Raw genomic sequence first — 23,139 nt, 5'->3', positions numbered from 1 at the left:
TATTGTTAATCAACAATATTCTGTATTTGCCACATAATAACGGTATAAAAGCTAGATAAAGCTCAGTATTTCACCGTAAAAATCTGAGGATTGTGGCACGGATTTTTATCAACCTATAACCTGTAACCTATAACCTCTACCCTATTCCTCATCTCCTGTTGTATCAGTCGGTGATTTTTCGTTATCGCTAAGTTTCACCAAACTTTCTAAGCCATACCACAACAGCAAATACAAAGTGGTTGTTTTCCATCGCGCCAAGGGTGGTAGCACTCTTTTGAGAGCGATCGCCACAACAGTAAAAGGTATAATAACTCGTAAATCTACACTTTCTTTCGTAATTTTTTTAACTTGCTCATTTATTCCCAATAAGCTGGTAGCAAAACTTGGCGACTGGGGTTTTGCCTTGGGAATCTCAATAATAACAATGCCTTGAGCCTGCAATTTATCGATAATTTCTGCAAAATCAGTGTTTGCATCGGCAGCATAAAAAGTTACACTGCCTGTTTGAGAATTTACCTTTAACTGTTCAACCTGTGGGAAAAAGGTTTTGAGGTAATTAGCAGTCAACTGAATTTCTGCTTGTTCTAGATTTTGAGGAGAAATTCGCAGCCTTAGCCGTCCCGGAGTTTGACTAACAATTTGAATATATATAGGACTCATATTTGATTTGTGAAAAAAGCGACATACAGCGTTTTTCGGTTGAGTGCAGTATAAGTTGATAGGGAATAGAGGCTAGAGACTAGAGGAATGTACCTCATGGAGATGAAAAACACTGTAATTAAAACATTATCTTTTCTGCTCCCTACTCCTACCCCAAGGTTACTATAGCAATCCTAAATGATCAGGACTTACGTAAGTGTCACAATTGGTGGTTGGTGCGTGACGCTATAAATCTGATGACTACGTTCAAATCTTCCCGTTGCGTCACACACCCTACAGAAAAAATATGCCAGTTGCGTAAGTCCTAATGATATACAAACATCTCTCTACCTTGTCCTCCTTGTCTCTTTTGTTCATTTCTCAAATAGGACTCCTATATCTTTGACTGTAACTTGTTACTAGTTTCTATTTTCCAGTTTTTACCGTACGACGATCGCGCAATTTTGGAGCTTGGTGAATATCAATCTGAGATTCTGGAGAATTTAATTTTAAAACATGATCAACGGTTGATTGCTGTTTAGCGATCGCGTCGATAAATAATTCTTCATATCTGGCAATTGCTTGTTCACAACCATAATATTCAACCGCAAATTGTCTACCTTGCTGCCCTAAATGTTCTCTTAGCTGTGGTTGATGGTACAACTCTAAAATTTTATCGGCTAAGGCTTCTGGGGATTCTGGTTCGACAATGACACCGCCACCACTGTCTCGAATTGCTTTCGCCGCCGTACCTGTGGCTGGTACTGAACCCACAATTGGACGACCACTCGCCAACAACAAGGGAATTTTAGAAGGCATATTAAAGGAGATGACGTTGCGTTTTTGGACAATTAAGCCAATATCAGCCGCCGCTAACATTTGCGGGAGTTGTTCGCGCGGCTGTAGGGGTAAGAGTAAAACATTATCTGCGCCACAGGCTAAACAATATTGTTGTAATCTTCCCAGAGCGATCGCTTCTCCCGCAATCACAAAGGTAATTTTAGGAAGATGACGCAACCTAGCCGCCGCCGCCACTACTGTTTCTAAACCTTGAGTTAAGGCAATGTTTCCAGAATACATCACCACAAATTTTCCCTCTAATTGATGGGCGATTCTCCAGGGATTTTGATTTTGTGGGAAAGGATGAATAAAATTAACATTGACCCAATTGGGAATACAAGTAATTTTTTGGGGAGATACGCCTTTATTCACTAAATTTTCTAAAAAACCATCAGCAATGACACTGATGGCTTGAGCATTTCTGTAAGCAAATTTCTCTAAGAACTCACAAAATTTAATCATCCTTTGATTCGTCATTAAGCCGACACGTACCGCCGCTTCTGGGAGAATATCTTGGACATTTAATACTACCGGACAATTGTATATTTTTCCTAATAAAGCCGCAGGTAATGTCACTAATAAAGGTGGTATCGTCAGCAAAATAACATCCGGTCGTTTACCTCTCAAAGCTTGCGGTAAACTCGTCAAAATAAAACTTAATTCTAATAATAATCTATCCAGCAAATTAGGTTTAGACTTGATTCGCAAGTAACTGCGCTGAACCGTTACACCATTAATTTTTTCGGTGATGTACCACTTACCCTGATAACCTGGATAAATTTCGCGTTGTGGATAATTTGGCATTCCTGTAATTACCCGCACCTCATGACCTTTTTTTACCAGTCCCTCTGCTAGTTCTGTCATTAAAGGTGCAATTCCAATTGGTTCTGGATGGTAGTTATAGGAATAAATCAAAATCTGCATGAGTTATTGATAAGATTTTTGTAGTAATTAGGCTCAATTTAGGATAGGTTTCTAGCTGGTTTAAGAGTCAAATTAATAGGGAATTTAAATATTGCAGAATTGTAAAAATATATGTATAATCTGCACTCGATTCTATTGGGTATGGAAGATTATATCAATTTATACGAAATTAAAATACACTGATATACACATTAACTGAGGCAGGGTGCAGGAAGCAGGGGAGACAAGGGGGACAAGGGAGACAAGGGAGATACGGACGCAATCTTTCTACCTTGTCTCCCCCCTCTACCTTGTCTACTCCTCACCCCTCTCAGCACTCAGCACTTTCAAGTCAGAAGGCAGTGCCGATAAAACTTAAACCTGGACGCTGTTTCTGATTTGCTGCAAAATTGCGGCTAAATCTTGAGAGATATCAATATAAACGGCTTCTTGAGGTGTGGGTGCTTCTAAGGTATCAAACTGGCTTTGTAAAAGATTGGCGTTCATAAAATGATTGTGGCGATCGCGCAATCTTTGGGCAATTAACTCATAACTGCCTGTGAGATACACTAGCTTTACCCGTGGATCATGATCCCCAAGAACATTACGATAACTGGCTTTGAGTGCCGAACAAGCCAAAATCACGTTTTTCTCTGCTTGTAACCATTGAGCGATCGCAGTTTGTAATGATTGTAACCAAGGTTGGCGATCGGCATCTGTTAACGCTTCTCCTCGACTCATTTTGGTTTTCGCAGCAATTGAATGAAACCAGTCAGCATCGCAAAATTCCCATCCTGTTCCTGCTGCTAATGCTTGACCAATGGTGGTTTTACCAGCACCAGTCACTCCCATGATTAAAATTATCATTTGTAATTAGTAGGGTGTTGATTTTGAGTAATGAGTAAGGAGTAATGAGTGATGAGTCAATAGGACTTACGCGAAATTATGAAAAAACCTAGATGCGCTCTTCGGCTACTCTTACGATAACGCCTAACGGTAAACCCACAGGGTAATACCATTTTGGATTTTAGATTTTAGATTTTGGATTGGGTAAGGGTTGATTGGTAAGCTTTTGAGCCATCAATCTGTCGCAATCATTTTTTAATTCATTTTTTAATTTGGTATAAGATACAAAGTTATCAGAGCTTGAGAGATTTCTTACATACGTCTTAACTCATCACTCACTACTCATTACTCAATCTTCCATCCCTAAAAAGGTACAAAATCAACAGCCTATATTTACAGCGCAAGGGTGTAAGGGTATATATCCAAAACCCTTACACCCTATTTTCATCACCGTAACTCAGTTACAATCACCCAACTAGCTTTTCACTCAAATCCCACAGGCGTTCTGCTTTAGCATCATCCCGCGCTTGGGGAGAAACTGTCTGCACAAAAGATTTACCCTCTTTTTTCTGGCGATTTCCCCAACTCCAATAAGCACCAGATTGCTTATATTCTGGTTCAATCACCACGGCTGCAACCCTCTCTCCTGCCGTATCTTGAGAGACATATCCCCCGGTAATATATTTCTGGAACAAGGGGAAGAGTTTTTGGAACAAAGGATAGTGGTTGCGGAATAGTGGTGTTTCAGCCACACATCCGGGATAAAGAGAAGTGAAGGTAATACCGGTGGATTCGTGATAGCGTCGATGCAGTTCGCGCATGGTTAACACGTTGCAAACTTTACTATCTTTGTAAGCTTTAACGGGTTCAAATTTCTTACCGTCAATCATCGAAATCGGTGCTTTAAAACCTGCGGCGAAGCCTTCTAAATCACCCAAGTCTGGACGTGGCGGAATTTTACCACCTAGTTCGTCTGGGTTGTGGGTAACAGTTCCCAAAATCACCATTCGCTTATCCGCAGCCGGAGATTTTTTCATATCTTCCAGCAAGAGTTTGCACAACAGAAAATGACCAAGGTGATTGGTGGTCATGGTTAATTCGTAGCCTTCGGGACTGCGTAATGGCTCTTTGATTAATGGCATATAAATCGCCGCATTCGCCACCACCGCATCTAAATATTTGCCACTGGCTCTAAAGTTGTTGACAAATTGGCGCACACTATCCAAAGAACCCAGGTCAATGTGCATAAGGGTATAGCTGTCCTTGGGTATGCCTACTTCTTGAGCAGCGTTTTCAGCCTTTGCCAAATCTCGGCAGGCCATGACAACGTGCCATCCTCTGCGAGCAAATGCTTTTGCAGCGTACAAACCTACCCCAGAGGACGCACCTGTGATTACAACCGTTGACTTACGATCCTGTGCCATTGCTATTCAGACTCTGTTATCGCCTTTTACTATCTTCTGGATTTTACATCACTCGGTTATACAGATTATCTATCAATTTTTGCTTAATAATTGTTAACAATTACAGAGTTCAGAAGTCAGAATTCAGGAGTCAGAATTGACACTTCGACTAAGCTCGGTGCTGAATCAGTGAGGGAAAAAGACCACTATAGAACTGCTAGAAATAACCTCTAATAAAAAAATAATGGTGGGCAGAACCCACCACAAATCTCTATTTAATTTTTATTTTATAATAAACATTCTCTAGTTTGATGATGATTGATAAACATTTCCATGTCATATTCAATATTGTCTAAGACAATTGAAAAATTTGTTCTATCATATTCACCCTCACAAAAGGTTTCCATATATAAATTACTGCCTGAATTATCAATATATGCTTTCATAAACATAAATAATAAATTCAGTTCATTTACGTATTCTAAAAGATTATATCTATCTACATTCAGATTGCAAGAATAAAGAATTCTAATTAATACACCTCGATTTGGTACATTTTTAACTATTAAACCATGCTTTCTTGGGTGACGACATAACAGTAATTCATCTTCTTCATCAACGTGATAACCATTGAATTCTAAATGATTGCGATATCTCACCAAGGGGTGAGCTAAATAATCACCGATGTTAATTTCTGACATGGGTATAAACCTCACAATGTGCTTAACCAATGATGTTGGTTAAAGTTAGTATTCCCACTTAGGGATAATTTATTAACTCTATCTTGAGATATATAGGAATCTGGTTTGATGGCTGAATCTGTTGCTGTAGAAAGGGAGTAGGAAAGAAGGCGTATCTCAATGTCATGAACAGAGGCTAGAAAAAGAAAGTGATTAATCTCGCTTATACAGGACGTTACTAAAATCCGTCTAATTTTAAATAAGCAGTATGCTCAAAGTCAGAGCATACTGCCATAACAGAAGGTTAAAGGTAAAAATTCACAATGGATCAGAGTTGGAGAATCAGTACTATAAGAATATCTATCTAGTAGAGTACTGATTCATCAATGATTCGGAATGTTGACTATCACCATTACCTTCTGTGGTCAGAATCGCACCCGAAATCACCAATTTTTAGCCGGTATACCAAGCCGCACCAAGTCTACTTTGAGTAGCGACAGTAGATTCTGTAGCTTGTGTGCCATTCACTGTCCAAATCTTATCTGCACCAGAAGCTTGATCACGCCAGTAGACATCGGTTTTACCATCGCCATTGAAATCGCCAAAGGATGGTGTCAAGGATGCGCTGTTGCTGGGGAGGAAGGCTTCAGACTTAACGGCTGTACCATTCATTAACCAAGCTGTATTCTCACCAGTTGTTTTATTGCGCCAGAAGATATCGGTTTTGCCGTCACCGTCAAAATCAACAATGTTAGCTTGCCAAGAAGAATCGAGTGTCTTAGCTGCGGCTTCGGTGACGACGATACCGTTCATAGTCCAAATTTTGTTTTGACCACTGGAAGAGTTACGCCACAGAATATCAGTCTTTAAGTCGCCGTTGAAATCGCCGAGGATGGGAGTTAAAGCCGAAGATTGAGATTGTAGGTTAAACTTGCTGACTTGTGTGCCATTCATAAACCAAGCACTGTTAGCGCCAGTATTGGCATTGCGCCAGAAGATATCGCTTCTACCGTTACCGTCAAAATCAACAACGGTTGGAGTTAAACCAACTGCTGTGGTTTCTAGAACATTGGCACTGGCAACTCTTGTACCATCCATTGTCCAAAGGGCATTTTGGCCAGTTTGAGCATTATTCCAGAAGATATCTGTTTTGCGATCGCCATTGAAATCACCAATTAAGGGATTCAAGTTGGGATCTACTCTTTCTAAGGCGGCGGTACTAGCGACTCTTGTACCATCTATGAGGGCAACTCTGTTCTCCCCTGTCTTCATATTCCGCAACAGAAAGTCAGTTTTGCCATCATTATTAAAATCGGCAATTCTGTAAGTCCAAGAGTTAATGTCAAACGTACCCATAGAACCTTGGGAGAGGATTTGTCCACCATCCATGAGGCGTAGGACAATCTCACCTGTTTGAGCATTCACCCAGAGTTTATCAACTTTACCATCACCGTTAAAATCAGGTGCGATCGCTGCACTCTTTAGGTAAGGGTTGGGGTTAGGATTGGCGCTGGCTGTAACTTTTGATGTTGTATTTTGCTGTGTTGATAAAGAGCTTGTATCTAATGTTGACGCGGAACTACTGCCTAAAAAAGTTTTGCCAATTCCTTGATTGTTGTCGAGAACGTCTAACAAATCACTGGATTTTTTCAAAGAGTCAGAAAATGCTGTTACTTGTAAAGCTGATGATTTTGAAGTTAAAGACATAGTGCGTTCTGATCACTGGTTGTCTTCAAAGTTTTAACTTAAAGCTCTTAGTCATTTCTGTATTTTAATAACAGTTATTATCTTTTTATGGTTTCACAGCTAAACATTTTGCTATTTAAAATATCAAGGTTTCTATACAAGTTATTTTATATAAGTTATTTTATTTATTTTTGCAAGTCGTAGATAATCAATCATCCGATTTGTCAGCGTATTTTATTTATGTCAGGCTTTAAATATATAAAATAAGTTTGTCATCTAATTATCAGCAGGCAAAACTTAAAATGACCAAACAATACAAAAATCAAATTCTCCAAAAGTTCTGAATACAATAACTCACTACTCGTTACTCATTACTTATTACTCATGCTGTACCTCACTTACTTCAAAAGTGCTGTATGAAGATTGCTGAGGATGGGTTTTTGACTCAGCCTTAAATACTAGGTAAGGTAAAATAACACAGTATTTAACTGACAAATTGAAAAACTATGCAATTAGAATATCGGCAGCGTCGGGAGCAATTAATGGCAAAAATTGGCAATGGTACGGCGATTTTTCGCAGTGCGCCAATGGCAGTCATGCACAACGATGTCGAATATACTTATCGTCAAGACAGTGATTTTTTCTACTTAACAGGCTTTAATGAAGCGCAAGCCGTGGCAGTGTTAACACCAAATCACCCCGAACATCGTTTTGTGTTGTTTGTCCAGCCAAAAGACCGAGAAAAAGAAGTTTGGTCTGGTTATCGCTGCGGGGTGGATGCAGCCAAAGAAATTTATGGCGCTGATGCAGCTTATCCTATCAATGAATTAGATGAGAAATTGCCCCAATATCTCGAAAAATCCGATCGCATTTATTATCACTTGGGGCGCGATCGCAAATTTAATGAAAAAGTTTTAGCACATTATCAAAGTTTACTGCGGACTTATCCCAAACGAGGTACAGGGCCAATTGCCATTGAAGATACCTGTACGGTGCTTCACAGTATGCGCCTAATTAAAACAGAAACCGAATTAGAAATGATGCGCCAAGCAGCTGCGATCGCTATTGAAGCACATAATCAAGCAATGGCAATTACCAAACCCGGACGTTATGAATACGAAATCCAAGCCGAAATCGAATGGCTATTTCGCCACCGGGGTGCAATGGGGCCTGCTTATCCTTCAATTGTGGCTTCAGGGGTGAATGCTTGCGTCCTCCACTACATTGAAAATAATCGTCAGATGCAGGATGGCGAACTGCTATTAATTGATGCTGGTTGTGCCTACAATTATTACAACTCCGATATTACCCGGACATTTCCCGTGGGTGGTAAGTTTACGCCAGAACAAAAGACATTGTATGAAATTGTACTAGAAGCACAAAAACAAGCGATCGCCCAAGTCAAACCAGGTAACACCTTTAAAGCGGTTCACGATACTGCTGTGCGCGTCCTCACCGCAGGCTTAATTGACCTTGGCATTCTCCAGGGCGAACTTGACAAAATCATCGAAGAAGAAAAATACAAACCATATTATATGCACCGCACTAGCCATTGGTTAGGCTTAGACGTGCATGATGTTGGCGTTTACCAACATGGTGACGACAAACCACAGATTTTACAACCCGGTCAAGTCCTCACAGTCGAACCAGGGCTATACATTGTTCCAGATACCAAACTAGCCGAAGACCAACCACAAACCCACCCACGTTGGATTGGTATTGGTATTCGCATCGAAGATGATGTACTCGTCACACCCACAGGCCATGAAGTATTAACCGCCGGAGTTCCCAAAGAAATCGATGAGATAGAACGAGTAGGCTAATGAAGGCAGGAAGTAAGAGGAAATACCCATAAATTCTGCCTTTTTGGTCAAAATTTTCCCTTACACCCATACACCCTCAAACCCCCACTCCCGACTCCCGATTCCCTACTCCCTTTTGTTCACACTTAAGATTTTCTAGGTAAGTTCAGCAGTTACACGGAAGCCATAAAAAATCAGATCAGTTATTCAGTGGATGATAGTCAGTACATCTAGCTAGAAAACAATGGTCAGTAATAGTTCTGTGCAGGGCGAAAAAACCCAACGGTTAGTAATGCGCCTGCCACGTACCTTAAGTTATCTAGAAACCTGGGGCTTTGGGCTGACGGGTCATGTAGGATGGATTGGCACTGCACCGGTTATCCATGCAGCATTAGGATCTAAAGCTGTTTTTGTGTGGGTGTTTGGGACAATTGTTTCCTGTATTTTGAACTTACAAATCCAAAGTTTAGGTAAACATTGGCTGGATGTAACCGGAGGGACACCTAATTATACGGCTCGGCTACTCAAAAACTATCCTTATTTGGGTCTTTATGTTGCTTTGGCTTATTATTTTAGCTGGGCAGCCGCACCCGCATTATACGCAATTATCCTGACAGACTTAGTTAAAGTTAATTTTCAACCTTTAGGTATTTCCTGTCCAGAAACTTTCTTAAAAATTACCTTCACAGCAATTCCCTTTATTGTGGCTTTTAGTGGGACTCGTGCTGTCGCCCTACTACACTTATTTTTTGTAATTCCGGCAATTTCGTTAGTACTTTTATTTTGTACTCAAGGTATATTTTGGTTAGTTTTATCTCAGGGAATTAATTTATTTCCACCTAGTACCCACAGCCTAACTTTTGCCGAATGGGCAAAATGGTTTTTCCTAGCCAGTTATTCAGTTTACGCTTGTGAAACCACAACTGCTTTTGTTGCCGATAGCCGTTCTCCGCAAAAAACTTTGAATTTTTTAACCACAGCAACTTGGCTAATTCCCCCTGTTTTTCTTGGTGGTTCGTGGGTATTAATGTGTACCGTTACCAATACTAATCTTGGTGAAGATACATTCTTGAATTTATTAGCGGCATCACAACCTTTTTGGGGTTCATTTGCCCCTTTTTTAGTTACACTGCTAATTGCGTTTTCTTGTCTGCTAAGTTGTGCCACAGCCGTTACCAATTCTCCTCGGATTCTTTACCAACTGGCGTTGGATGGTCAGTTGTCGCCTGTGTTTACGGTAGTTTCCCGCCAAGGCATTTTGGGGCCAGCTATTTTTATTACTTTTTTACTCAGTTTGCTTTGTTTGAATCTAGGCAGTGTATCTCACTTGGTGACAGTGGCAGGTACATGCTATTTGTTAGCCATTATGGGGCTACATTTTGGCTTGTGGTTATGTCGCCATCAAGTAGAAGTTTTGTGGCCTTGGTGGTCATTGGGTTTTTTTTTGGTAGAAGCAGTAGTTTTAGTAGTTGGTGGATTAGCTTGGAGTTGGCAAGATTTATTAATTGGGATGATTATTCCTTTGGTGTTGATGATGGGAGATATGGGCTTGCGTCGCTGTAACTTTGCACCATTTCATCCCCAATGGTGGACAGAACGTTACACCGAAAAATTTACTAGTAATAACTCAGATTTTGTAGTACTTCAGGTAATTGTTTTAGTATCGCTGATTTGTGCTTCTGCTATTGGCAGTTGGATTTTGCGTGATTTATTAGGTGAATTTCATGACAACTCACGCAATGCTTTACTGGCTATTGTGTTGGTTATGCTTTCGTTTGTGGGGGTAGCGATCGCCTGCTGGACTACCCTACCACAAATTGCCGCCATTGATCAGGCACGGCAACAAGCCAAAAATCTCTTTATTACCACCCTCAACACCGTTCCCGATGTTGTTTTAGTTTTGGATGAACAAGGTACAATTATCCAGACCAATTTAGCAGCAGAAGAATTATTTCACATTAGTACTCAACAACTCATTGGACAGAGTTTAAATCTCTTCTTGATCAACCATCATGGTAAACCAGAGCAATGGTCGATGCGGAGTGAACAAACTCTTACCACCAAACATGGTTCATATATTGTAGAGTCTACTGTTTCCCAGCCTTCTAACTTGTCATTAGGACAATATGTTGTCATTTTGCGAGATATCACACAACGCAAACTAGCCGAAGAAGAACTCCAACAATACCGTTGTCAGTTGGAACAGTTAGTCGCAGAACGTACCATTGAACTGATGAGAGTTAATCAACAGCTGCAACAAGATATTCTGGAACGACAAAGAACCCAAGAACTACTGCTGCACAACAGTTTACATGATGCCCTGACAGGATTACCCAACCAATCTTTGTTTATGGAGCGAGTTAAACTATCTCTAGAACGCAGCAAACAAAAGCTAGATTATGTATTTGCTGTTATTTTTTTAGATTTAGACCGCTTTAAAGTAATTAATGATAGTTTAGGGCATTTACTCGGCAATCAACTGTTAATTGCTATTTCCCATCGACTCCAGTCAATTTTACGCGCAGGCGATATGGTGGCGCGGTTTGGCGGTGATGAGTTCACAATTTTACTGGAAGAAATCGATGGTATCAACGGTGCAATCCAGGTAGCTGAACGCATTCAAACTTTACTGGCTTTACCTTTTCAATTAAATGAACATAAAGTCTTTACTAACGCAAGTATGGGGATTGCCTTAAGTAGCAATAATTATGAGCAAGCTGCACATATTCTGCGAGATGCTGATGTGGCAATGTATTCAGCAAAATCTAATGGTAAAGCACGTTATGAAATTTTTCATCCCACTATGCACGAAAGTGCATCTCTGCTATTGCAGCTAGAAACGGCGATGCGTCATGCACTGATTCAGCAAGAAGAATTTCGCCTGCACTATCAGCCAATTGTGTCTCTAGTTACAGGTAGAATTGTTGGTTTTGAAGCCTTAATTAGATGGCATCATCCTGAAAGAGGGATTATTTCTCCAGAAGAATTTATTCCCTTAGCGGAAGAAACTGGAATGATTGCTTCTATTGGTCAATGGGTGCTTTATGAAGCTTGTCGCCAATTGCAAGTATGGCATCAACAATTTCCTGCTTGTGTACCCTTGACAATTAGCGTCAATTTTTCTGGCAAACAAGTTATGCAGCCAGATATTGTCAAACAAGTGCAACAAGTTCTGCACAATACAGGTTTAGAACCCAGTAGTTTGAAGTTGGAAATTACCGAAAGCTTGCTGATGGATAACTTTGAATTAGCCAACGCTATGCTTTCGCAATTAACTACCTTGAATATTGAGTTACACATGGATGATTTTGGTACAGGTTATTCATCCTTAAGTTATTTGCACCGCTTACCACTGAGAACGATTAAAATCGATCGCTCTTTTATTCGTAATATCGGTAGTCGGGGGGAAAATTTAGAAATTGTGCGAGCCATTATTACATTAGCCCACAGTTTAAATATGTCAGTCACCGCCGAAGGCATTGAAACAGTAGAACAATTAACCCAACTCAAAGCCTTAAAATGCGACCAAGGACAAGGATATTTCTTCTTCCCAGCCTTGGAAGGTTCTGTAGTAGAAGGACTACTGCACAGTAATTTATCGGAGAAGAAGTTTTTTGAAGTGTAATATATTGCTTATGAAAAAATTACACCCTGGGTTAGCTTTTATCATTTGCTTGTTATGTCTGGGTGCTAACCAGCCTAAATCTGAGTCACAATGGACACCGCAGATGGAGGCTGAGTTTAAAGAACGTTCTCAGCAAACAATTGCTAAATTTGCTGGTGAGAAATACGGTTCGACAGCCTTTGAGAATGAAAAAAAATCTTATCCAAAAGCGATGATGGACTTTTTGGCAGGTAATCGAGAAAAGGCGATCGCTTTTTTGCAATCAGAAGACGCTGATCGTCAGCTTCATGCTCATACCTTGGGTATTGATTTTTACTCTAGCTTTACCCTCAAAGGCCAAGTCCGCAAATACTTTTACTTTGGCAAATATCTTGACCCAAGTTATCGTCAGCGAATGCGGAAAGCAATGGCAATTTTGACCGAAAAAGACCCACTGACACGCAAGTGGATCACTCCGCGCAAATTTTGGGTGAAATCATCTGATAATTGCAATACTTGGGTAGACTGCCGCAACACCGATAATCTAAAAGGAATGCGGAATGTCGCAGTTTATTTATTTGCCCAAGAAACAGGTAACGAAGCCACACGCAAAATATATAAAGAACGTATTCGGCGTGATATCCGCACTCTCTACCAAATTGGTCAAGGCGAATGGGACTCGGAAAACTACCTGGGACATACCATTACTGGCTATATTAACCTCTATGATTTTGCTCAAGATCCTGAAACCAAATCTCTGGCTAAATCTGCACTTGATTGGTTTTTTGCATCCGGCGCGTTGAAATATTGGCGCGGTGGCTTTGGTGGCCCCTCAAAGCGTGACAATAGCGGCGGTAACTGCGTTTGGTGTTCCTTAGCAACTCATGAATTAGGACTATATTTTGGTGATTCTCCCATCTCAGATCCCAACCCATCCCCAGACGAAGTACATCTCATTACCAGCAGCTACCGTCCCCCACCAGCAATTGTCGCCTTAGCAAAAAAGCAATTTCCCAAACCAGTGGAATTACTTAATTCCAAACCCACTTACGAAAACTGGAAACCGGGAAATGATGCTGCACCACAGTTTTATGAAACTCTTTATTTTGGTCAGACATTTCAATTAGGAACGTTAGCCCAAGGTTCTGGCGGCGACTGGAACGGTTTTAAAATGATGGCGTTTAATTCCCAACGTGGAGTAGATTATTTTATCGCTTCCACCGGCACAGACCCGACAAAAATTTCTACTGCTTCCCTTGGCGGAGAAAACATCGCTCAATATCGTAATTTGGTAATCTGGCTGAATCATCAACCCCAAGCACCATTTCAATTTTTTCTCCCTAAATCTGCCTTGGTAGAGAGCAGTAAGGGCATAACTTTTATTAAATACGAAAAAACATGGCTGGCATTAACACCAATTAATTTAGTGGTGGAAGGTGTAAATGCAACAGCAACTCAAACTATTCAAAAACAATATCCTGATGACCAAATTTTAACAGCAACAGGTAATGGTAAAAAATACACAGGCTTTGCCCTGGAAGTTGGTGAACCAGAAACCCACGGTAGCTGGGAGAAGTTTCAACAGTCTGTTATTTCTCAATCTTGCTTAAATCTACAGCAGCTAGATCAGGGAGAAGTGGAATATCAAGGTGTTTCTAGTAAGGTAAAAATGCAATATCAAGGTGTAAATTTACCGAAAGTTTGGCGCAATGGTAAACAACATAATTGGCGAGAACATTTTGCTGTTTATCAAAGTGCTGATGGTGTTAAAAGCCCAATTTATCAAGGATGGAAATCAGGTAAATTGACAATTAAAGCCGGGGGATATGAGTTTCAAAATCAAAGCAGGTGATATAGGAATCCGATGTGATTTCTGAATCTATTTGTGTGGTGCGCGAAGCGCAGCGCAAGCGCGATAGGCAGGGAGTAGGGAATGGGGAGTAGGGAGTAGGAAAGCAGCTTGATCTGAGTGTACTGATTTTTTTCATAAATCAAATATGAGTCCTATAAGTTACAGGTGATAGGTTACAGATTATAAATAGCTAAAAGACGCATTTCGACTTCTCCCCAAGGGAGACGCTACGCGAACGCTCAATGCTCGATAGGCTTCGGTTAGTGAGCTTTGCCGAAGTGTCGAAACCTTCCCCTTGTCTCCCTTGTCTCCCTTCACTACTGCACCGTATAACCCCCATCTATCACCAGGGATGTTGCTGTAATATATGAGGCTTTATCAGAAGCAAGAAATAAAATAGCTTGAGCGACTTCTTGGGGTTGTCCTAAGCGTTTGACGGGAATTGTTGCAGCGAGTTGATGAATTGCTTCTTCTTTTGTCACACCTTGCCAATCAGCAAATTGTTGTATCTGTAATGTATCAATTACGCCTGGACAAACACAATTAACTCGAATATTTTCTGTTGCTAAATCATGAGCCAAACTGCGGGTTAATTGGACAACTGCGCCTTTGGTAGTGTTATACAATGCAAAATTGGGAAAGGCAATCAAAGCCGCTATGGATGCAACGTTGACAATTGCACCACCACCACGCTGACGTATATGGGGGATGGCATATTTAGCACAAAAAGCATAGCCTTTAACATTAGTTCCTAAGACTTTATCCCAATCAAAATTGCCAGCTTTTTCTAGAGAACCAATGGCTAAAATTCCCGCATTCGCAACTAAGATATCGATGCTGTACCATTGATTTACGACACTTTCAATCCAATGCTGCACCTGATTTTCATCACTCACATCGCAGTTGTGAAAAGTGGCTTCTCCACCACTATTTTTGATTTCTTCCAGCAGAGATAAACCACCAGTGGTATCAATATCAGCGATCGCTACTTTAGCACCCTCAGCCGCAAACAGTTTAGCCGTGGCTCGACCAATACCAGAACTACCCCCAGTCACTAAAGCAACTTTATTTGCTAATTCCATAAATTCTTAGTCCTTGTTGGTATCAGGGTGTAGATGTTAGGACTTACGCATAAAAAGGATTTTGGTGAGGGTGTAGGGGTACAGGGGTGTATGTATCTAATACCCTTACTCACACATCCTTACACCCAATTTTCATAGACAATATTGATTGGTGCGTAAGTCCTGGATGTTTAAAATCCTCACACCCATTTTTAATGATCAGTTTTTCAACAACACTTAATTAAGAAAGTACTGGTTGTAAGTGTAAATATTCAGATTCTGGTAATAATCCTTCTTGTAAGACCAGTTCATTCACGAAAGTATCAATTTTGTGTCGGTCTATATTTTGCATGACAATCAGATGTGCCACATTATCCATAGTAGCCAATTGCCATTTTTTAATTAAAGGTTGGCTCGGCTTTTGAAACACCACAGTATTGGAGAATTTATTCAGCATACAGGGATATTCTCGCAATTTAAGTTGCTGGAATAAATATTGGGCGTTTTGAATACATGTTTTTGCTTCTTTGGCGAATCCTTCATAACCTCTGGTTTTCAGCGCATACCAAATAATTAGAGGCGTATGACCATTACGAGAACCAAGAATAGTGGTATCTTTAGAACCAAGATATTCAATCATAGTTTCTACTTTTTCTACCCACTTTTTCTTAGTTAAAACTACACCACAAGGTAGGGGCGAACCAATGAATTTACCAGAAATAGCGATACTATCTATTGGTCTTTGAAAGTTAATTTGGGGGGCATTCTCTAAAAATGGTAAAATCATCCCCGAAAGCGCGGCATCACAATGAATGTAGTAATCTTTAATTTGATGCTGTTTGAGAATTTCTAGAACTTTATCTAGGTTATCAATTGCGCCTTTAACAGTAGTGCCAATATTCAAGTTAAGAATGACTGGGCGTTGGGAATTTTGTTGAATTGCCTGGGATAAATGTTGATAATTTATCTCGCCATTTGTTTGGGAATTAATTACTTGATGCTTTATCCCAAAAAGTCTAGCAGCTTTAGCAATAGAGTAATGAGAATCTTGAGATGAATAGAGAATGCCATCGGGATAAATTTCTCTTGCTAATAGCATTCCATATAAATTTCCCTCTGTTCCACCAGCAGTTACATAGCCCCACGATTCATTTTCGGGAATTTTATATAGTTGGGAAAAAAATGATAGAACTTCTTGTTCAAATTTGCGGGAATGTAGACCAAAATCTGGCTCTACATAGGGGTCACCGGCATTATTTAATAAAAAATTAAAGAACTTGGTTAGATAAGTGAAATCACAACTTAAATTATATGGATAACCTGCATGGAATTGCGTTTTCTGTTCTATTTGCTGCCAAAAAAGTGCTAACTCTTTGCTCACAGTATCTAACATATTTCTTGATTGTTTATATTTTTAGTTCACGCAAGTTTTACACTGAATCTCAAGTAGTGATTCAATATTTTCAGGTTTTCTTAATAACTATCTTATTGCAATTAAAGATTCTATAAAGCAGTGATTACACGGAGAAGATTTCCTGAAAATATTTGGATTAATCATGTTTGACCTAATATATATATTCGCATTATCTCCTAACGGCAAAAGTAGGAGTTTCGCTCAGGAATAATATCAAGATTTAACGGAATTTCTATAAGAAGTTTCACCGAATTATTCAACTACGCCTGCGGAAGATTCAGCATAATTACAGACAAATTTCAGTTAATACTTAGAAGGAAATACGATGTTGCTAAATATACGTGATTTACGGGATATCGAAAAATTACGGACAGTTTTCGCTAAGTTCTAGGTGATTAGCGATCGCACCTAGTTAAATATATGGAAAAGGCTCAGGGTATGAGAGATGATTTATGAAGTGAACTTTAAATTATCTTGATGTAGCAACACTTAACGCACTCACTCTCTTGAGTTCCCAAATTCTCGCATAGCCGTAAAATACCCTTGTGTATTGAGCATTGATCCTCGAAGCGAGGATGACATAGAATCAAAGGCTATGCAGTAATTTTAAACCCTTGCTCTTGCTGCGTGATATTGCGTGATATATCGATATTACCAGCCACAATGGAAGAAACCAGCGTGATCATAGCAAGCGATCGCTAACAGAAAATCTTTGTGCGTAAATGCTAATTTGCTCAAACCCCGGCGGTTGAGTCGGGGTTTTGGTTTCAGGTTATGCGATGAAAATTTGACGAATTAATATACTCATCACTTCCCCAGCGTTGGCTGTGGGTAGTAATGGACTCCAGTCGCCGACACTTGCATAACCAATTGCTTGCAAACGGTAAATTGAACTAGTCACCGCTTTAGGCGAACCAATCAATAAATGTTTAACTGGTTCTCTGGTAGGAAATACCGCAGATTGCTTGAGTGTGGGAATCTCAAAACCTGTGCTTGGTAAATACTGTTGGGTAAAATTTTGTACTTGTGTAATCATGGTATTTGAATCCTGTTGTGGGTTTCAAGAAAGGCGATCGCAGACTCTTGCCGGAGGGCGATCGCCTTTCTCATGCTTTTATATTAGAGTATAAATTTATACAAGTCAATCACTAATTAAAAAATATTTGCAATCAAAAATATCCCCGAATTTTCTAAAAATTCGGGGATATGATTTTTTTGTGAAATGTATAATGTTTTCATTAATAGGACTTACGCAAAAAAACGAAAAAATAAGGTTTTAGTAAAGGGTGTAAGTATTCAAAAGCCTTACCCGAATTTTTCACGTATGGGTAGGGGGTGTGGGGAGAGAGGGGGGTGTGGGGAGTGTGGGGGGAAAGATTTCTTCACTATCCTCCCACCCCTCCCACACCTCCCACACCCCTGGATTTCTTACAAGAGAGAAATCCAGGCTTACACCCCATACCCGTACACCCCCGCACCCAATCCCCACAGACAATTATGGTGCGTAAGTCCTGATTACCTCACAGTTTGCCACAGCGATCGCATAAGTTTTTTGGTTCTTCAGTTTTCACTGTCCAACTCTGTCAACTTAAGTTGCTGGATATTTTCTGCGGACAGACCTGTTACTTTGATGACTACTTCATCAGCTACTCCTTCCCGTAGAAGATTAAGGGCTACAAGGCGAACACCTTCTTCAATACCTTCAACTCGACCTTCAGCCCGACCTTCAGCTCGACCTTCAGCCCGACCTTCATTCATAAGTGCTTGATAAGTTACTGACTCTTGCATAAGTTCTCTCCGCAGCAACTGTTGAATAATATCTTGATTTAATACTAACCCAGCGAGAATAAACGCCGATGCAGCTATATTACTTTGTGTTCGTTGGTCGTCGATTTGGGAAATTTGTTGGGCGACTTGTCGCAGTGTTTCAGTACGATTCTCAGTTTGGCTTAAAACTGCAAAAGGAAGTAACCCTGGAGATTGGAAAAAATTATCTGTCGATTGTTCCCAAAGGCGAATCACCTGAAAACGATGGAAAGTATCTTCTAGGGTAAATGTTGTTTGCTGCACTAGTTCAGAATTGGTTTGTTGCAGGTAAATAACAACCTGAAGCATTCGTTTGTGGGGAAAACGTCGATATACCCGCAGTCGATAATCAATCATCCGAAAGGGGATCTCAATTTTGGGCTGAGTCTGAAATTCTATGTGCAGTACAAGTTCGTCTGACTGAAGTAATATCAGCGCATCAGCACGAATTGGTTCTAAAGACAGTTCAGAAGGACTTAATTTAGTTAGGGTGATGGGTTCACCTAAAAGCCAGGTAGCAAAATCACTGGCAAAGTTTTCTACGAGAAATTTACAGATGTTATCAAACATAAGAAAACTTTACCAAGTAATGATCGTGCGATCGCTACCTCCAATTAAGTAAGCCAAACACTGGACATCACATAGAACTAGAGGTTATGACATAGAGGTCTTATTTGGGACTCGGTATGCACTACCTCAACGATTTAACTTTTCAGCTATTTTGGCATTTGCCAATGAATGCAATGGTGTTGGCGCAGCAAATTAGTGACCCAAATCTCATGGGTCAGGTGCAGAAAGCTTGGAATCACTTTATACAAACAGGTCAAGTCTGGGCTTTACTGATTGGTTTGGTGATTGGTTGGCTATTTCGCAATCTTACCAGCTACGGTTGACACAGACAGGGGGTTGGTAGTACGGATTAGAGTATTTGCCTACTTCCAATTCCCCTTTGTTTTATGACGCAACAACAAACCTGGAGTCAGCGATTTGAATCAGCCCTGCATCCTGCGATCGCTCGTTTTAATGCCAGCATTAATTTTGATATTGAATTAATCGAATACGACCTGACTGGTTCTCAAGCTCATGCCAAAATGTTGGCGCATACGGGGATAATTTCTGCTGAAGAAGGCGAACAACTCGTTACAGGTTTGGAACAAATTCGCCAGGAATATCGCCAAGGCCAGTTTCAGCCAGGAATTGATGCTGAAGATGTGCATTTTGCTGTAGAACGACGACTTACAGAAATTGTCGGCGATGTAGGGAAAAAGTTACACACGGCGCGATCGCGTAATGACCAAGTAGGTACAGATACTCGGCTTTATCTCCGTGACCAAATTCAGCAAATTCGCACTCAACTGCGAGAATTTCAACGAGTTTTATTAGATATAGCCGAAAATAACGTGGAAACTCTCATCCCTGGCTATACTCACCTCCAACGCGCCCAGCCTTTAAGTTTAGCCCATCACTTATTGGCTTACTTTGAAATGACACAGCGCGACTGGGAACGTTTGGGTGATGTTTATCGCCGCGTGAATATTTCGCCTTTGGGTTGCGGTGCTTTGGCGGGAACCACTTTCCCCATTGATCGCCACTACAGCGCCCAACTACTCAATTTTGATCATGTTTATGCTAACAGCTTGGATGGCGTGAGCGATCGCGATTTTGCGATCGAATTTCTGTGTGCAGCTAGTTTGATTATGGTTCACCTCAGCCGCCTTTCAGAAGAAGTGATTCTCTGGGCTTCAGAAGAATTTCGCTTTATCACCCTTAAAGATAGCTGTGCTACTGGTTCTAGCATTATGCCCCAGAAGAAAAACCCCGATGTCCCAGAACTAGTACGCGGTAAAACTGGGCGGGTTTTTGGTCATCTCCAGGCGATGTTAGTCATAATGAAGGGCTTACCTTTAGCCTATAACAAAGACTTGCAAGAAGACAAAGAAGGTTTATTTGATGGCGTTAACACCGTCAAAGCCTGTTTAGAAGCAATGACAATTTTGCTACGGGAAGGCTTGGAATTTCGTAGCCAGCGTTTAAACACAGCCGTCGCAGAAGACTTTTCTAATGCTACCGATGTCGCAGATTATCTCGCTGCTAGGGGTGTTCCTTTCCGGGAAGCTTATAATCTCGTGGGCAAGGTAGTGAAAACTAGTATTGCTGCGGGTAAACTTTTAAAAGATTTAACCTTAGAAGAATGGCAACAAATACATCCGACATTTGCGGCTGATATTTATGATGCGATCGCCCCACGCACAGTTGTCGCCGCCCGTAATAGTTATGGTGGCACAGGTTTTGCCCAAGTCACCAAAGCAATCGATCATGCTCGCAACCAAATCAGGGAATAGGTGATAGGTTACAGGTTACAGGGTTAAATCTTGTACTGCCTTCACATAGCAGGAGGCAGAAGATAGGAGAAAAAGTCTTATTTTTCCTGCCATTCAAGCTTTTAAGTTGTCCTAATGTATCTCAATACGGTTCAGATAAGAAAACTCAATGACAGCAAAACCAACAAATATAGGACTTACGCAAAAAAACGAAAAAATAAGGTTTTAGAACAGGGTGCAGGGGTATGAGAGTGTAACCTGGATTTCTCTCTTGTGAGAAATCCAGGGGTGTGGGAGGGGTGGGAAGGGTGGGAAGTGTGGGAGGATGGTGAAAAAATCTTTCCCCCCACACTCCCCTCTCTCTCCACACCCGCTACCTATACGTGAGAAATTCGGGTGTAAGGGTGTAAGTATCCAAAACCCTTACACCCCATACCCTTTCACCCTCACACCCAATCCCCACAGAAAATTTTGATGCGTAAGTCCTGAAATAATGACTCAACAAAAAACGAAAAAATGATTTTGGAGGGGGTTTGGGGGACGCAACCGTCCCCCAATCGGGGGTGTGGGGGAGAATCCCCCAAATCTTACTCATTGTCTGAATAGGTAGAGCAGAAATTGGGAAATCAACTCTCATCACCTTAACTGAACCGTATTGTAATATATCTAACTATCGCTATACTTCAAAAAAATAAGAGCGTACATCTGTACGCCCTTAAAATTAAAATCACTTCAAGAATCAGAGACTAAACTGGCGGCTTACTCAGCGTCAATTGCTGCTGCACCCTCATCTTCCTCACTCTTAGGTGATCTTTGCTGGAATCTTCTTTGCATTCTTCCCGTTGTAGTCCGTTTACGAAACTTTCTGGCGTATGCCTGGTTCCGTAGCGCCTTTTCTTTTTTCGGGTTACGGCGCTTTGCCATGTTCACCTCATTTAATAAACAACAAAAAAAGATAAACTAGGCATCTCTTAGGCATTATCAGCTACTAAGGCTGATGCTATTGATATGATTTTCCCCTAGTTTAGCAGTTTAACTACTTTATTTGAACAGCATACAATTTTATCGCATTAATTTTAATCATGTCAATATAATTTTCCACGGAATCATAATCACACTATCTTGCAGAAAATTCAAATATTTAATTAGAATTAACCGATTGAATTGTAATTTTGACAAACAGATTACTCAATTCTGGTTTGCTGCCATCTTGATTGTAGGCAGGGATAAACTTATCGTTGCTGAAAAGTTCGTTAATTGCTTGTTGGTAGAGATTTTTTTCGGCTTGGAGTGTGGCGGGTTGTATCTCTAAGACTCTAGCTTCTTGAAAGTTACCATTTTGATCAATTACCAAGCTGGCTAAAAGTTCTGCTGGTGCAAGTCCCTGTTCGCCATTCAGAGAATTTACGGGTAATGTTTTGATACTGCTTCCCTGGTATTGAGCCAGAACATCAGGTAAATCTTGGCTGAGTTGACGCATTTCCTGATCAGCTAAAGGCACTATTTTAACCGTTGAGCCAACTTGTGGAGAGGTTTGAGAATTTGTGCTGGCAGGAGAAGGAGAAGTCTGGGGATTTCTCGGAGTTGGGGTGTCAGAAGTTGTACCTGTAGGATTTGGCGTAGGCGGATTTTTCTTGGTTCCTGTAGGGGAATTTGTTGCTTGATCAGTAGGAAGACTGTTGGGTAATGGCGTTCCTGTTCCCAGAACGATTTTTTGGCGACGATTCCAAGGAAGATTACCCACAGGAACAGTCGGTGTCGGTTTAGGCTGTGGCGGAGATTTAGTTAAATCAGGTGTAAAACTGGGTTTTGGTGTGGGTTTTGGCTGGGAAACTGATTTTTTGACTGATGGTTTAGGTTTAGTGTTTTTTGGCGAAACCGCAGGTTCTTTTTGCTTCAAAATGCTGGGATTTGCATCTTGATTTCTGGGTGTAGTTTTTGCTGTTTCAGTTCTGGCTACAGATTTTGGTGATGAATTATTAGGTTTGGGTGAGACTGTCGTCTTAGGTAATGTTGATTTAGCTGTGGGAGAAATTTCCACAACCTCGATAGGAACAATAGCTTGGCTTGGCGCTGGAAACCACACTCCCAAAGCATTAGACGATCGCATCAGCCAGAAAACCAACAAATGTAGGGAAACTGAACTCACAGCGACAAATATCCATAAACTGGGAGGATCGCTATGTCGTCGCCAAATTTTGGGCGGAACAGGAGTTTTGTCTGCAATAGGCGTTTTCATATCACCAAAGCCAAATATAATCCAAAGTCTTTAGCAAAGCTTA

Annotated in this window: 17 protein-coding genes; 5 read left to right on the top strand and 12 right to left on the bottom strand. The window is 40.7% G+C overall.

The window, feature by feature from the left end; translation table 11 throughout:
- Nucleotides 1-141 precede the first annotated feature (141 nt).
- From H6G77_RS17170 to H6G77_RS17145, 6 genes are all read right to left on the bottom strand, one after another.
- Nucleotides 142-660 (bottom strand): hypothetical protein, encoded by a 519-nt coding sequence (locus H6G77_RS17170; protein WP_190872203.1) that lies wholly within the window; start codon nt 658-660, stop codon nt 142-144.
- Nucleotides 661-1,065: 405 nt separating this feature from the next.
- Entirely contained in the window at nt 1,066-2,403 is a 1,338-nt protein-coding gene (locus H6G77_RS17165) for a glycosyltransferase family 4 protein (protein ID WP_190872202.1), read from the bottom strand.
- A gap of 354 nt (nt 2,404-2,757) precedes the next feature.
- Nucleotides 2,758-3,249 carry a gluconokinase gene (locus tag H6G77_RS17160; protein WP_190590859.1) on the bottom strand — a complete coding sequence of 164 codons (492 nt, stop codon included), beginning with the start codon at nt 3,247-3,249 and terminating at the stop codon, nt 2,758-2,760.
- A gap of 446 nt (nt 3,250-3,695) precedes the next feature.
- Nucleotides 3,696-4,652, bottom strand: a complete 957-nt coding sequence (locus H6G77_RS17155) for a protochlorophyllide reductase (protein ID WP_190590858.1) — start codon at nt 4,650-4,652, stop codon at nt 3,696-3,698.
- Between the two features lie 266 nt (nt 4,653-4,918).
- The gene (locus H6G77_RS17150) at nt 4,919-5,332 is read right to left on the bottom strand and encodes a DNA mismatch repair protein (protein ID WP_190590857.1); all 414 of its coding nucleotides are present in this window, start codon (nt 5,330-5,332) and stop codon (nt 4,919-4,921) included.
- Between the two features lie 432 nt (nt 5,333-5,764).
- Complete coding sequence (locus H6G77_RS17145) at nt 5,765-7,018, bottom strand: VCBS repeat-containing protein (protein WP_190872201.1); 1,254 nt, start codon at nt 7,016-7,018, stop codon at nt 5,765-5,767.
- 485 nt (nt 7,019-7,503) lie between these two features.
- Here H6G77_RS17145 and H6G77_RS17140 point away from each other — a divergent pair, with 485 nt between their 5' ends.
- The 3 genes from H6G77_RS17140 to H6G77_RS17130 all read left to right on the top strand — a co-directional run bounded on the left by H6G77_RS17140 (nt 7,504) and on the right by H6G77_RS17130 (nt 14,255).
- On the top strand, nt 7,504-8,820 hold the full coding sequence (locus H6G77_RS17140; RefSeq protein ID WP_190872200.1) for an aminopeptidase P N-terminal domain-containing protein: 1,317 nt from the start codon (nt 7,504-7,506) through the stop codon (nt 8,818-8,820).
- A gap of 223 nt (nt 8,821-9,043) precedes the next feature.
- Nucleotides 9,044-12,424 (top strand): EAL domain-containing protein, encoded by a 3,381-nt coding sequence (locus tag H6G77_RS17135; RefSeq protein ID WP_190872199.1) that lies wholly within the window; start codon nt 9,044-9,046, stop codon nt 12,422-12,424.
- A gap of 103 nt (nt 12,425-12,527) precedes the next feature.
- The gene (locus H6G77_RS17130; RefSeq protein WP_190872230.1) at nt 12,528-14,255 is read left to right on the top strand and encodes a hypothetical protein; all 1,728 of its coding nucleotides are present in this window, start codon (nt 12,528-12,530) and stop codon (nt 14,253-14,255) included.
- Between the two features lie 317 nt (nt 14,256-14,572).
- Here H6G77_RS17130 and H6G77_RS17125 read toward each other — a convergent pair whose 3' ends face one another.
- From H6G77_RS17125 to H6G77_RS17110, 4 genes are all read right to left on the bottom strand, one after another.
- Nucleotides 14,573-15,337, bottom strand: a complete 765-nt coding sequence (locus tag H6G77_RS17125) for an SDR family NAD(P)-dependent oxidoreductase (RefSeq protein ID WP_190590850.1) — start codon at nt 15,335-15,337, stop codon at nt 14,573-14,575.
- A 220-nt stretch (nt 15,338-15,557) separates the two neighbouring features.
- Nucleotides 15,558-16,709 (bottom strand): histidine decarboxylase, encoded by a 1,152-nt coding sequence (locus H6G77_RS17120; protein ID WP_190590848.1) that lies wholly within the window; start codon nt 16,707-16,709, stop codon nt 15,558-15,560.
- A 793-nt stretch (nt 16,710-17,502) separates the two neighbouring features.
- Complete coding sequence (locus H6G77_RS17115) at nt 17,503-17,766, bottom strand: hypothetical protein (protein ID WP_190590847.1); 264 nt, start codon at nt 17,764-17,766, stop codon at nt 17,503-17,505.
- A gap of 524 nt (nt 17,767-18,290) precedes the next feature.
- Entirely contained in the window at nt 18,291-19,106 is an 816-nt protein-coding gene (locus tag H6G77_RS17110) for an Rpn family recombination-promoting nuclease/putative transposase (RefSeq protein WP_190671289.1), read from the bottom strand.
- A 116-nt stretch (nt 19,107-19,222) separates the two neighbouring features.
- Between H6G77_RS17110 and H6G77_RS17105 the strand changes: the two genes are divergently transcribed.
- Nucleotides 19,223-19,429, top strand: coding sequence for a hypothetical protein (locus H6G77_RS17105; RefSeq protein WP_190590845.1), 207 nt, complete (start codon nt 19,223-19,225; stop codon nt 19,427-19,429).
- Nucleotides 19,430-19,492: 63 nt separating this feature from the next.
- Entirely contained in the window at nt 19,493-20,878 is a 1,386-nt protein-coding gene (gene argH, locus H6G77_RS17100) for an argininosuccinate lyase (RefSeq protein WP_190590844.1), read from the top strand.
- A 738-nt stretch (nt 20,879-21,616) separates the two neighbouring features.
- Here argH and H6G77_RS35475 read toward each other — a convergent pair.
- Nucleotides 21,617-21,781 carry a hypothetical protein gene (locus tag H6G77_RS35475; protein ID WP_190671295.1) on the bottom strand — a complete coding sequence of 55 codons (165 nt, stop codon included), beginning with the start codon at nt 21,779-21,781 and terminating at the stop codon, nt 21,617-21,619.
- A gap of 217 nt (nt 21,782-21,998) precedes the next feature.
- A complete protein-coding gene (locus H6G77_RS17095; protein ID WP_190590843.1) occupies nt 21,999-23,096 on the bottom strand; it encodes a hypothetical protein in 1,098 nt (365 codons plus the stop codon).
- Nucleotides 23,097-23,139: the final 43 nt, after the last annotated feature.

It is taken from the genome of Aulosira sp. FACHB-615 (assembly GCF_014698045.1).
In the GTDB taxonomy this organism is placed as follows: domain Bacteria; phylum Cyanobacteriota; class Cyanobacteriia; order Cyanobacteriales; family Nostocaceae; genus Nostoc_B.
The sequence above is the reverse complement of the archived record's forward strand: the minus strand, read 5'-3'. Positions and strand labels throughout refer to the sequence as shown.

Excerpts from the sequence above, each read along its gene's own strand:
- H6G77_RS17170 (WP_190872203.1), bottom strand. The coding sequence starts at position 660 with ATGAGTCCTATATATATTCAAATTGTTAGTCAAACTCCGGGACGGCTA.
- H6G77_RS17165 (WP_190872202.1), bottom strand. The coding sequence starts at position 2,403 with ATGCAGATTTTGATTTATTCCTATAACTACCATCCAGAACCAATTGGA.
- H6G77_RS17160 (WP_190590859.1), bottom strand. The coding sequence starts at position 3,249 with ATGATAATTTTAATCATGGGAGTGACTGGTGCTGGTAAAACCACCATT.
- H6G77_RS17155 (WP_190590858.1), bottom strand. The coding sequence starts at position 4,652 with ATGGCACAGGATCGTAAGTCAACGGTTGTAATCACAGGTGCGTCCTCT.
- H6G77_RS17150 (WP_190590857.1), bottom strand. The coding sequence starts at position 5,332 with ATGTCAGAAATTAACATCGGTGATTATTTAGCTCACCCCTTGGTGAGA.
- H6G77_RS17145 (WP_190872201.1), bottom strand. The coding sequence starts at position 7,018 with ATGTCTTTAACTTCAAAATCATCAGCTTTACAAGTAACAGCATTTTCT.
- H6G77_RS17140 (WP_190872200.1), top strand. The coding sequence starts at position 7,504 with ATGCAATTAGAATATCGGCAGCGTCGGGAGCAATTAATGGCAAAAATT.
- H6G77_RS17135 (WP_190872199.1), top strand. The coding sequence starts at position 9,044 with ATGGTCAGTAATAGTTCTGTGCAGGGCGAAAAAACCCAACGGTTAGTA.
- H6G77_RS17130 (WP_190872230.1), top strand. The coding sequence starts at position 12,528 with ATGGAGGCTGAGTTTAAAGAACGTTCTCAGCAAACAATTGCTAAATTT.
- H6G77_RS17125 (WP_190590850.1), bottom strand. The coding sequence starts at position 15,337 with ATGGAATTAGCAAATAAAGTTGCTTTAGTGACTGGGGGTAGTTCTGGT.
- H6G77_RS17120 (WP_190590848.1), bottom strand. The coding sequence starts at position 16,709 with ATGTTAGATACTGTGAGCAAAGAGTTAGCACTTTTTTGGCAGCAAATA.
- H6G77_RS17115 (WP_190590847.1), bottom strand. The coding sequence starts at position 17,766 with ATGATTACACAAGTACAAAATTTTACCCAACAGTATTTACCAAGCACA.
- H6G77_RS17110 (WP_190671289.1), bottom strand. The coding sequence starts at position 19,106 with ATGTTTGATAACATCTGTAAATTTCTCGTAGAAAACTTTGCCAGTGAT.
- H6G77_RS17105 (WP_190590845.1), top strand. The coding sequence starts at position 19,223 with ATGCACTACCTCAACGATTTAACTTTTCAGCTATTTTGGCATTTGCCA.
- argH (WP_190590844.1), top strand. The coding sequence starts at position 19,493 with ATGACGCAACAACAAACCTGGAGTCAGCGATTTGAATCAGCCCTGCAT.
- H6G77_RS35475 (WP_190671295.1), bottom strand. The coding sequence starts at position 21,781 with ATGGCAAAGCGCCGTAACCCGAAAAAAGAAAAGGCGCTACGGAACCAG.
- H6G77_RS17095 (WP_190590843.1), bottom strand. The coding sequence starts at position 23,096 with ATGAAAACGCCTATTGCAGACAAAACTCCTGTTCCGCCCAAAATTTGG.